The sequence below is a fragment of the Streptomyces sp. NPDC057638 genome, assembly GCF_042800315.1.
GTDB lineage: Bacteria > Actinomycetota > Actinomycetes > Streptomycetales > Streptomycetaceae > Streptomyces.
Genome location: NZ_JBHVHF010000281.1, coordinates 1 through 10,758, shown reverse-complemented (window position 1 = coordinate 10,758; position 10,758 = coordinate 1). Strand labels below are relative to the sequence as shown.

8 protein-coding genes are annotated in these 10,758 nt (G+C 72.4%); 5 read left to right on the top strand and 3 right to left on the bottom strand.

The genetic code is table 11. The features are described from left to right. Positions 1–46: 46 nt before the first annotated feature. Positions 47–652 carry a DUF5753 domain-containing protein gene (locus ACFVIM_RS27985; protein ID WP_384306860.1) on the bottom strand — a complete coding sequence of 202 codons (606 nt, stop codon included), beginning with the start codon at positions 650–652 and terminating at the stop codon, positions 47–49. Between the two features lie 309 nt (positions 653–961). Between ACFVIM_RS27985 and ACFVIM_RS27980 the strand changes: the two genes are divergently transcribed. Both ACFVIM_RS27980 and hemC read left to right on the top strand, forming a co-directional pair. Continuing rightward, positions 962–4,846, top strand: coding sequence for an ATP-binding protein (locus ACFVIM_RS27980; protein ID WP_384306857.1), 3,885 nt, complete (start codon positions 962–964; stop codon positions 4,844–4,846). A gap of 246 nt (positions 4,847–5,092) precedes the next feature. Further along, complete coding sequence (gene hemC / locus ACFVIM_RS27975; protein WP_384306854.1) at positions 5,093–6,028, top strand: hydroxymethylbilane synthase; 936 nt, start codon at positions 5,093–5,095, stop codon at positions 6,026–6,028. 115 nt (positions 6,029–6,143) lie between these two features. Here the strand turns inward: hemC and ACFVIM_RS27970 are convergent, their stop codons facing one another. Next, positions 6,144–6,443: a hypothetical protein gene (locus tag ACFVIM_RS27970; RefSeq protein WP_384306852.1), complete on the bottom strand. Its 300-nt coding sequence runs from the start codon at positions 6,441–6,443 to the stop codon at positions 6,144–6,146. A 146-nt stretch (positions 6,444–6,589) separates the two neighbouring features. Between ACFVIM_RS27970 and ACFVIM_RS27965 the strand changes: the two genes are divergently transcribed. Continuing rightward, entirely contained in the window at positions 6,590–6,952 is a 363-nt protein-coding gene (locus tag ACFVIM_RS27965; protein WP_384306849.1) for an ArsC/Spx/MgsR family protein, read from the top strand. 106 nt (positions 6,953–7,058) lie between these two features. Here the strand turns inward: ACFVIM_RS27965 and ACFVIM_RS27960 are convergent, their stop codons facing one another. Then, the gene (locus ACFVIM_RS27960) at positions 7,059–7,964 is read right to left on the bottom strand and encodes a Gfo/Idh/MocA family protein (RefSeq protein ID WP_384306846.1); all 906 of its coding nucleotides are present in this window, start codon (positions 7,962–7,964) and stop codon (positions 7,059–7,061) included. Between the two features lie 491 nt (positions 7,965–8,455). Between ACFVIM_RS27960 and glnII the strand changes: the two genes are divergently transcribed. Next, positions 8,456–9,475, top strand: coding sequence for a glutamine synthetase (gene glnII / locus ACFVIM_RS27955; RefSeq protein WP_384306844.1), 1,020 nt, complete (start codon positions 8,456–8,458; stop codon positions 9,473–9,475). Between the two features lie 690 nt (positions 9,476–10,165). Further along, positions 10,166–10,747, top strand: coding sequence for a winged helix-turn-helix domain-containing protein (locus tag ACFVIM_RS27950; protein ID WP_384306841.1), 582 nt, complete (start codon positions 10,166–10,168; stop codon positions 10,745–10,747). The last annotated feature ends 11 nt before the right edge of the window (positions 10,748–10,758 follow it).

The window sequence follows — 10,758 nt, the reverse complement described above, 5'->3', positions numbered from 1 at the left end:
TCACCTCCCCGTGGAGGTGACGGCCCTCGGTCATGAGATCTTCCCCCTAGGAAGCGCCGTCCCAGAAGGCCCGTGCCGTGCGCAGCAGGTCCTTGGCGGCGTCGCCGTGCAGGGCCGCCTCGCGCATCCTGGCGAACGCCTTGCGGTAGAGGGCGACCTCAGCCGGTTCGGTGACGGTCAGGCCCGAGGAGACCAGTTCGACGTGGACCTCGTCGCCGTACATGTTGAAGGCATGGACCGGGTGCATGTTCACGCGCGCCGAGGTGGGAACGACGCCGAGCGTGAGTGAGGGCAGGTCGATGTCCCGGAGGATCCGGTCGATCTGTTCGCGCATGACCTTCGGCCCGCCGATGTCCGTGTAGAGGGCCTGTTCGCCGAGGACGACGTCGTAGCGGTGCTCGCCGTCGTACAGCACCCGCTGGCGCCGCATGCGCGCGGCGACTCCCGCCGCCGCATCGTCCGGGATGCCCAGGAACTCGACCACCTGGCCCAGGATCACGGTGGCGTACGCCTCGGTCTGGAGCGTCCCCCAGATCATGGCGGGGAGATACGCCACGCCCTCGGGCGTGGCCTGATACCGGCGGACCACCTCCTCCTGGACCGCCTCGGTACCGGTGGACAACCACTCCTGCCAGGGAACGGAACGGGACACCGCATCCTCCTGCGCGTTCGACGGTTGGTGAGCGCGGTCCACCCGCCCGGGTCACGCCCGTTCGCGCGCACCGCGTCCGGACACTCTGCCGGAGCGGAACGGGCGTCCTCCGGGGATCCGCACTTTCCTCACGATCGCGGAGACCTGGATGAGGGAACGGCCGTACGGGTACCGGCCGTACCGCCGGGAGCGGGCGGGGAGGGGGTGCGCGTTGGTCTAGATTCGGCGGGGGAACGGCGAAGTGGGGTGGGCACGGTGGGTGACGGTGGCGGGCGGAACGTGGTGGGTGGGGGTGCGATCACGGGGGCCGTGGTGCAGGCGCAGTCGATCGGGACGGTGCATGTGCACCAGGGCGGCCCGCCGGCCGGGGAGTCAGTGGTCCCGGCGGAGGAGTGGGGGCGCCGGGCGGCCGGGTCCCCGGTGTGGGAGCACATCACGGCCGGGCGGGAGTACGGGGAGCACCGGCGGTGGGTGGTCTCGGTCGCCGGACGGCTGTCCGGGATACGGGACGCCGCTGAGCGGGAGCTGAAAGGGGACCCCTGGGGCGATGGGTCGGTCGCGACCCGGCTGCTCGACCAGGTGGAGTGGGTGCTCGGTGAGGCGGGCCGGGGCGAGGGGCTCGATCTGTATCCCGCCGAGGCGTCGCTGCTGGTGCTGACGCCGTTCCTGTACCGGACGCATTACGTACGGCGGGCGGTGGAACTGGCCGGGGTGCGGCCGTGGGTGCTGGCGCCCGGCGGTGGGGCCGGGGGTGAGCGCCGGGCGTTCGAGGTGTTCATGGAGGGCGGCGAGGTCCTCGTCCAGCGCGCCCGGCGGGATCCCGGCGCGGAGCCGCTGGTCGGATGGTGGCTCTTCCACCGCTGGCTGACCCAGCGGCGGGAGTTCACGCGCGGGGAGTCGGTGGCGGAGCTGCTCGGGGAGCTGGCCCGGCCCGGTCCGGACGGCGAGGACGCGCGGGCGCTGGGGGACGCGCTGGATCCCGAGTGGGTGGCGGCCCTGCTGCACGGGCTGCGCCGGGGCCCCGATGTGTGTCATCCGGAGTTCCTGCGGCTGCTGCCCGCCGACGAACGGGTCCGCTGCGGGCCGGGCCACCAGCAGATCCGGTTCCAGCGGGTGGCCCTGGTGCTGGCGGTCGCGCACGCCATGTCGGTGGAGATGACGGGGCTGCCCGACATCGTTGCCGAGCATCTGGCCATTCCGTACCCGGTGGACCTGGGCGAGCTGCGGCGGACGCTCACCGGGGCGGGCTGGGGCGGCTCGCCCGAGTTGCCGGTGCTGCGCGCCGAGTGTCACCACGAGGCCGTGGTGGAGGGGTTACGGGAGTACACGGCCCGCGCGGACACCCTGCTCGACACCGTACGCAGGGCGGTACGCGAACGGATCACCCAGCCCATGCCCCCGCTGCCGGTCCGGCTCTCCGACGGTGGTGTCGTCCCGAGCGGCGGCACGTTCGACGGGTACGCGAAGTTCCGCAGCGACGGGCGGCGGGTGCTCGACCTCGCGATGGGGATCGAGCTGTACAAGGACCGCGATCTGGCGGTGCGGGAGCTGTACCAGAACGCCCTGGACGCCTGCCGCTACCGGCGGGCGCGCGGCCAGTACCTGGACCGTACGGGCGTCCCGACCCCGTACACCGGTGAGATCACCTTCACCCAGGGCGTGGACGAGGCCGGACGGGCCTATCTGGAGTGTGAGGACAACGGCGTCGGCATGGGCGAGGCCGAGTTGCGCGGGGTCTTCTCACACGCCGGGGCGCGCTTCGCCGAGCAGCTGGAGTTCCGGCTGGAGCGGGAGCGGTGGGAGGCGCTGGACCCGCCCGTGACGCTCTATCCCAACAGCCGGTTCGGGATCGGGGTGCTGAGCTACTTCATGCTCGCCGACGAGATCCGGGTCAGCACCTGCCGGATGGACCGCGAGGGGGTGCCCGGCGCGGTCTACGAGGCGTCGATCTGCGGCCCGGGCCATCTCTTCCGTATCGTCCGGGCGGCCCGGCGGGGACGGCCCGGGACCCGGGTGCGGCTGTATCTGCGGGCGGATGTCGATCCGGCGGTGTGGTCCTGTGCCGAGGTGCTGGAGCGGGTGCTGGGGATCGCGGAGTTCCGGACGGTGGTACGGGAGGGGGAGGCGCGCACGCGTGTGTGGAAGGCGGGGGTGCTGCGGGTCCGGAAGGACACCAGCCGCTCCACCTCACGGAGCTTCGCCCTCGACGCCCATGGTCAGCAGGTGCCCGCGCGGGACTGTCCCGAGGGCGCCCAGGTGATCTGGTGCGAGCAGGGTGGGGCACTGCTGGTGGACGGACTGCTCGTCGAACCGCAGACGCATACGGGGGTGCTGTCGGCCAAGGGGTCCGGGCTGATCGGCGTGGTGGTCAACCTCAGCGGTCCCTGGTCCCCGGCCCGGCTCTCGGTGGACCGCAGGCATGTCCTGGACGATGTCAGCACGCCGGTCCGGAAGCTGCTGGAGGGGGCCGCGGACGTCCTCGCGGAGAGCGAGGCCGCGGTGCCGGGGTTCGCCTGGCTGTGCCGGGTGGCCGACGGGAGCATTCCGCTCGCGGACCTGATCGCCGCGCGACTGCTGGCGGCGGGGCGGGGGATGGAGTTCCGGGGGGTGACGTTCGGTACGCCTGACACCGGTTTCTTCCCTGGGGACTACTCCCTGCTGCCCCAGGACGTCTTCGACGACGGCCCCTACGTCACGCTGCCCTTGACCAGGGTGGGCGGTGACACGCCCGACCACATCTACCTCTGGCGGCTGCTCGCGCACCGCCCACCCGGTGTGCTGGCGACGCTGGCCGAGCCCTGTCCTGAGATCGAGGAGACGGGGAAGGTACGGACGGCGAGACCGTCCGACCAGTGGCTGCTCCAGCTCGGCCGGGGAGGCGGGCGCACCGGGAAGTGGGGTGTCTCCCCGGGGCTCGGGGACGTCGCGGCGGTGGTGGAGGAGTCGGGCCGCTGCGCGCGGGACCTGGCACTCCAGCTGACCGCCCTCGGTTCTCCCGGGCTCGACCCCCGGCGCTGGGCCGACGACGCCCGGCTCACCCCGGCGGTCGGCAGGGTCTTCAGGGACCGCGGCGAGTCCCGTCTCACCCCGGACGAACCCCTGTCGAGCACCGACCTCCTGTGGGCCGCGGAGCGCATGGGGGAGACCGCCGCCACCACGGCCGGGCTGCTGGGCGGCTTCGGGTTCCAGGTACCGGAGGAGGTTCTCGCGCTGGTCCAGGCGGCGGATGAGGAGCCCCTGCTCCTGGTGGATCCGGAGCGGCCGACGGCGGGGTGTCTCTCCCCCGGTGCCGTGGTGCCGCCGGGTCATCTGGTCGCCGCGGGCCTCCGGTGCGGTCTGCCGGTGGCCGAGGTACGCCGCAGGATCGAGGCCCGCGGGTTACCTACCGCTCCCTTCCGTTTCTCCGGCCGACTGTCCCAGGAGACACTCCTGCTGCTCAGTGCGGACGCGGACGGAAGGACGCCCTGGCTGGAGGCGGGGCGGCCGGCGCCGCCGGGGCAGGTGCTCCAGGTGGCGCGGAAACTCGGTCTGACCCCGGCGGAGGTCCTGGTCCGGCTGCGCGCCTTCGGGATCCCCGGGCCCGAGGTCTTCCCCGAGGACGCGACGACCGATGACCTCTGGCTGCTCGGCAGCGACTACGAGTCCGCGTTCTACCGGCCGTCCCGCCCGCTCGCCTATGCGGAGATCTTCCACCACTGCGATGACCTCGGCATGCTTCGGCCCAAGATCCGGCGGATGCGCGCCTACGGGTTCACCATCCCGGTGGCGGTACCGCAGCGGCCCACCAGCCTGGACGCGGAACTCCTCACGGAGTCGAGTCCCCTGGAGTGGTGGGAGACGTACACGGACGACACCGTCCCGTTCAGTCATGTCCTCATGGCCTCACGAGGGCTGGGCGAGAAGCCGGCAGACGTGGCGCGACGGCTGCGCGCCTGTGGGATCGCGACCTCCCACACGGCTCTGCCGAAGGGGCTGTCGTCCCGGACCGCTCTCCGGCTGATCCGCGCGCACCTCTTCGACGACGGCGGGATGCCCGAGGCCAGCGACTTCCCGCTGGAGTATCTGCACCGCACCGCGGTGGAGCGGGACACCAGCATCACCCGCGTCGTGGAGCTGCTCAGGGAGCTCGGCGTCCCCGTCCCGGATCCGGCCGAGACCATCAGGGCGGCGCTGGCGCGGGTGCCGCGGGGGTGAGGGGCTGAGGCCGGCTGCCCCTGAGATCCGGTAGGCACGTTCCTGGCGCGGCCTCGGGCCAGCTCGGGTTGGCCGGGTCCGAGCGGCGACTCGGTGTCTCTCCGCCAGATGGTGTGCTTCCAGCCGGTTCCCGGGCCCGCTCCGGCAGGTCGGCGGCCGCGTCCAGGAGGGCGATTCGGCCATGGTCTTCACGGCAACACCCGCGAGGTGGAATGACCTTGGGTCCACGCCCCCTATCGTGTCCGCATGTCTGTTCCTGAGCTGATCCGTATCGTCTCCCGTTCCTCACCCATGGCCCTGGCCCAAGTCGAACGTGTACGAGATGAGTTGGCGCGGCACGCGCCCGGGGTGCGGACCGAGGTCGTGCCCGTCACCACCTCCGGGGACCGCTGGATGGGTGATCTGGCGCGGCTCGGCGGGAAGGGGGCGTTCACCAAGGAGGTGGACGCGGCGCTGCTGGCCGGGGAGGCGGATCTGGCGGTGCACTGTGTGAAGGACATTCCGGCGGACCGGCCGCTGCCCGCCGGGACGACGTTCGCCGCCTTCCTGCGGCGGGATGACATCCGGGACGCCGTGGTGCATCTCGGGGGCCTCGGGCTGGACGAGCTGCCGGACGGGGCGCGGGTGGGGACCTCGTCGGTGCGGAGGGTCGCGCAGCTGGCCGCCTCGCATCCGCGGCTGGAGTGCGTGCCGATGCGCGGGAACGCCAACCGGCGGCTGGAGAAGCTGGCCGCGGGTGACGCCGACGCGCTGCTGCTGGCGGTGTCGGGGCTGGAGCGGATCGGGCGGACGGACGTGGTGAGCGAGGTGCTGTCGGTGGAGGCGATGTGTCCGCCGATCGGGGCCGGGATCCTGGCGCTCCAGTGCCGCGCGGACGACTCCGCCACCATCGACCTGGTCAGCGGGCTCGGCGATCCGGACACCCATCGGGAGGCGACCGCCGAGCGGATGCTGCTCCATGTGCTCCAGGGCCACTGCAACTCCCCCATCGCCGGATACGCGCGGGCCGAGCGCGGTGGTGAGCTGTCGCTGCGGGCCAAGGTCTTCACCCCCGACGGCAAGCGGGTCCTCAACGCCCATGAGTGGGCCGGGCCGCTGGATCCCGCGACGCTGGGGACATCGGTGGCGGTGGCGCTGCTGCGGCAGGGGGCGCGGGAGCTGATCGACGGGATCCCGCACTGAGGGCACACCGGTGCGGCGGGGGACGGAGGGTCCTGCCGCCCGCCCCACCCCTCGCGGGAACAGGGCTCGGGGGCGGGCGGCAGGACCCTCGCGTACGCCGTCGGTGTGCGGCCGGTCAGCGGCCGTAGCGGATCAGGGCGCGGACCATCCGGCAGGTGGTGTCGGAGGGCCGGTGGACACCTATCCGGTCGGCCGTGGCGCGGATCCTGGTGTTGTCGGCGGTGGAGGGGTGGTAGACGCCCGCGTCGAGCAGGGCGATCGTCAGGCGCATGGCCTTCAGCCGCCGGTTGTGGCTCTCGTACCACTCGCGGGGCTGTCCGGCCGGGAGCGGCTTCTTCCGGCCGGGGTGGTGGGCACGCTGGTGGGTGGTCCGGTCGGGGTTCGTCGGCTTCCTCGTCACTCGGGCTACGGCCATCGGCGACCTCCGGTTTCAGCGGCTGTCCGCCCCCTCGGCGGACAACCGGACACACTGGCTCGACCATCTCGAACTACTGTTCATTCTATCGGCGGCCACTGACAATCGGCCCTGGCCAGAGGGCATACGAGAGGTACGGTGACCCCATGGAGATCTGGATCAACCCCGCCTGTTCGAAGTGTCGCGGCGCCCTGGAGATCCTCGACGCCGAGGGGGCCTCGTACACCGTCCGGCGCTATCTGGAGGACGTACCGACGGCGGACGAGATCCGCGCCGTCCTCGACCGGCTCGCGCTCGATCCCTGGGACATCACCCGTACCCGGGAGCCCGACGCCCGCGCCCTCGGGCTGGCCGGGTGGGCGCGGGACACCGGCACGCGCGAGCGCTGGATCGACGCCCTCGCCCGCCATCCCCGGCTGATCCAGCGGCCGATCATCACGGCGGAGGACGGCACGGCGGTGGTCGCGCGCGACGAGGACACGGTGCGGGAGGCCCTCCGCCGCCGCTGACGGAACGTCGGTGACGGGACGTCGGTGACGGGACGCCGCTGAGGGGACGCGGGGCGGTGGTACGAGGGCTCCGGGCCCGCTCCTCGCGCGGAGCCCTCGCCTCCGTTCAGCCCAGCTGGCGTTCCGCTTCCGTCAGGATCTCCGTCAGCCGCAGCCCGAACCGTACGTCGCAGGCGTGCCGCGCTCCCGTACGGGCCGAGTGGCCCAGCTCATCGATCGCCAGCCGCAGCGCCGTCACCGGATCACTCCAGGCGGGCATCCGCGACCGGCCCCGCGCACCGGCGAGTTCGACCGCGGCCCCGGTGGCCTCGCGCGGGGCGCTCAGGGTGAGCGTGACCGTGGCGGAGGCCCCCGAGGCGTGCCGCAGCACCAGATGGACGGTGTGGTCCGGGCCACCGGCCGCCGTCACCTCGGTGACCTCGCCCAGAATGGGCAGCAGCACCGACAGCACATGCGGGCCGACATCCCACAGTCCGCCCTTCTCGCGCCGCCACGGCGAGGCCGCGTACGGGCTCTCCGAGCCCGCCGCGAAGAGCGACCCCAGCCACTGGGCGTGCGCCGTGAACCAGCCGTCGTGCCGGGACTGTTCGTCCACCCAGGCCGCGGTCTCGTCCGCGAACCGGAGGGTGCAGAAGACAACCGAGGCGACACCCGCCCGGTCCACGGCGTCCGCGACCGCGCGGGCCCCCTCGACGGTCGTCGCCACCGGCTTGTCCAGCAGCAGATGGCGGCCCGCCTCGGCGGCGCGGACCGCGAGCGGGGCCTGGACGTCCGGCGGCAGAGCGAAGGCGGCGGCGTCACAGTCCGCGAGGAGGGCGTCGACGCCGTCCTCGCCCCAGTACGCCCGCACCTCGTACGACTCCGCCAGCTCGCGCGCCGCCGCCTCCCGGCGCGCCCACACCCCCACGAACTCCACGCCCCCGTGGGCGTCCAGGGCGGGCGCCTGGGTCAGTCGCGCCCAGGGTCCCGCGCCGAAGAGTCCATAACGCAGCCCATTCACGGTCTTGGTCATGGCCCCAGTCTGCCCAGCCGCGCCACCCCGCGACCGTGGGAGGGTGTGCGAGGGAGACCCCGACCGCGAGAGGGCGCGCGAGGGAGACTCCGGCCGGGGGAGGGAGACCCTGACCCTCGCGTGAGGGGGACCGTCCGGTGGCGTTCCCGCCGCCCACCGCGTTCGGTCCGTACGTCTCGTCTCCGCGCCGGTCTCCGTGCCGTACAGACGGCGGACCACCCTCTCCAGGTGAGACGAATGTCCGCATGGCGAGACATGGAGGGTCGCTCCGGCGCCATGCGTCCCCCACCCGCCCGGAGGCCCTCCCCCGACCCCGGCGTAACACGGGGTTCACCAACGGGCAACGGCATCGAAATCGGACATTGCGAGGCTGCGCCAGAAGGCGCACGCCGCGCCCCCGCCCCCGCACGCTCACCACCCTCACCGCTTCACCGAGCCGCACGCACCCGTCGCAACTCAGGCACGCGACCTCCGCAAAGGATGAACCCACCGTGACCTTCAAGGCCGAGTACATCTGGATCGACGGCACCGAGCCGACCGCCAAGCTCCGTTCCAAGACGAAGATCCTCCCCGATGGCGCGGAACTGCCGATCTGGGGCTTCGACGGATCCAGCACCAACCAGGCCAAGGGCCACGCCTCCGACTGCGTCCTCAAGCCGGTCTACTCCTGCCCGGACCCGATCCGCGGCGGCGACGACATCCTCGTACTCTGCGAGGTCCTCAACACGGACATGACCCCGCACGACTCCAACACCCGGGCCGAGCTGGTGGCGCTCTCCGAGCGGTTCGCCGACCAGGAGCCGATCTTCGGGATCGAGCAGGAGTACACCTTCTTCGCCGACGGCCGCCCGCTCGGCTTCCCGGCCGGGGGCTACCCCGCGCCGCAGGGCGGCTACTACTGCGGTGTGGGCGCCGACGAGATCCACGGCCGTGATGTCGTCGAGGCGCACCTGGAGAACTGTCTGGCCGCCGGGCTCGGTATCTCCGGGATCAACGCCGAGGTCATGCCCGGTCAGTGGGAGTTCCAGGTGGGCCCGCTGCCCGCGGTCACCGTCGCCGACCAGCTCTGGGTGGCGCGCTGGCTGCTCTACCGCACCGCCGAGGACTTCGACGTCACCGCGACGCTGGACCCCAAGCCGGTGAAGGGCGACTGGAACGGCGCGGGCGCGCACACCAACTTCTCCACCCGCGCGATGCGCGAGGGCTACGAGGCCATCATCACCGCCTGCGAGTCCCTCGGTGAGGGCTCCAAGCCGCTGGACCACGTCAAGAACTACGGCGCGGGCATCGACGACCGGCTGACCGGACTGCACGAGACCGCGCCGTGGAACGAGTACAGCTACGGCGTCTCGGACCGGGGCGCCTCCGTCCGTATCCCGTGGCAGGTGGAGCAGGACGGCAAGGGGTACATCGAGGACCGGCGCCCGAACGCGAACGTGGACCCGTACGTGGTGACCCGGCTGCTGGTGGACACCTGCTGCACGGCGCTGGAGAAGGCCGGGCAGGTCTGAGCCGGCCGGATAGGCCCGGGGTCAGGGGTGAGCCCGGGATGAGCGGGTGAGATGGAGGGGCGGTGTTTCCCAGGGGGAGCACCGCCCCTCCGCCGTTCCCGGTTACTCCCCCGTGCCCGGCCGCTCCGCCCGCTCCCCGCCGTTACCCGGGAGTGGGCGGGACGGTGGGTGGGGTGAAGCCAGGGAGGGTACGGGTGGGAAGCGGCTGGAGGGTACGGGTGGGGAGGGCCGGACGCGGTGGTTCCCACGCCGTCGCGCGGGTCGTCCGGCCCGGCGCGGCGCCGGGCCGCCGGGCCCCGGCCGTGCGACACGGTCCGCCCCAAAGACCCCGGCACCGCCCCCGCCCGGCGGGTCAAACACCCATCGCCCCGTGCCTCTTGGGAGCGCTGAGGCACGGGGGTCAATTGTGAGACGCTCGTCTCATTAGACGAGAACTGGTCTCGTTCGGGTCCGGATCTTCTGATTCAATGAGCCCCATGGTCGGCTTCGAGAACCCCGTGACAGGTCCCTGCGACCTTGAGCCGTTCTGGCCTTCCCGGCAGCACCACGACTTCGACCGGGTGTGTCGACCCGCGGTGAACGCGCGGGCCCTCTAAAGCCGTTCGATTCCGGCCTTCGGCCAGCGCGCACGACGTACGTCCGTCCCCGATGACTCGACGACTCCTCCGCGCGAAAGAGAGCTGACCTCTCATGGCGAAACCTCGCCCCATCTCCGCTGTCTCCCCCGGTTCCCCCGTTTCCGGCGTCTCCGCGCTGCCCACCGCGCCCCGGTTGCGCGCCGTCGACCGCGACGAGGTCGTTCCGTTCGCGACCCCGGTCAATGTGGCGGACTTCCTGCCGCCGGGCGCCACCTGGCTGCCCGCCCCCCAGCACAACGTGCCGAAGCTGCCCGGCCGTCCGCCGATGCTCGGCTATCTCGTCCTCGTCCCCGTCGAGCAGCAGACCGCCCCCGCCCCCGCCCGGGGCGGTGTGGACCTGCTCGGCGTCGAGGAGGGTCCGGTACGGATCGACCCCGCCGAGCGGATCGCCGAGGTCGACGGACGGACCCTCGATCTGACGTATCTGGAGTTCGAGCTGCTGGCGCATCTGGTGGCGCACCCGCACCGGGTGCACACCCGGGACCAGCTGGTGACCACCGTCTGGGGCTACGGCCATGTCGGCGACGGGCGCACCGTCGACGTCCATGTCGCCCGGCTCCGCCGGAAGCTCGGGGTGGAGCACCGGGACCGGATCCAGACCGTGCGCCGGGTCGGCTACAAGTACACGCCCTGACGGTCCGGTCC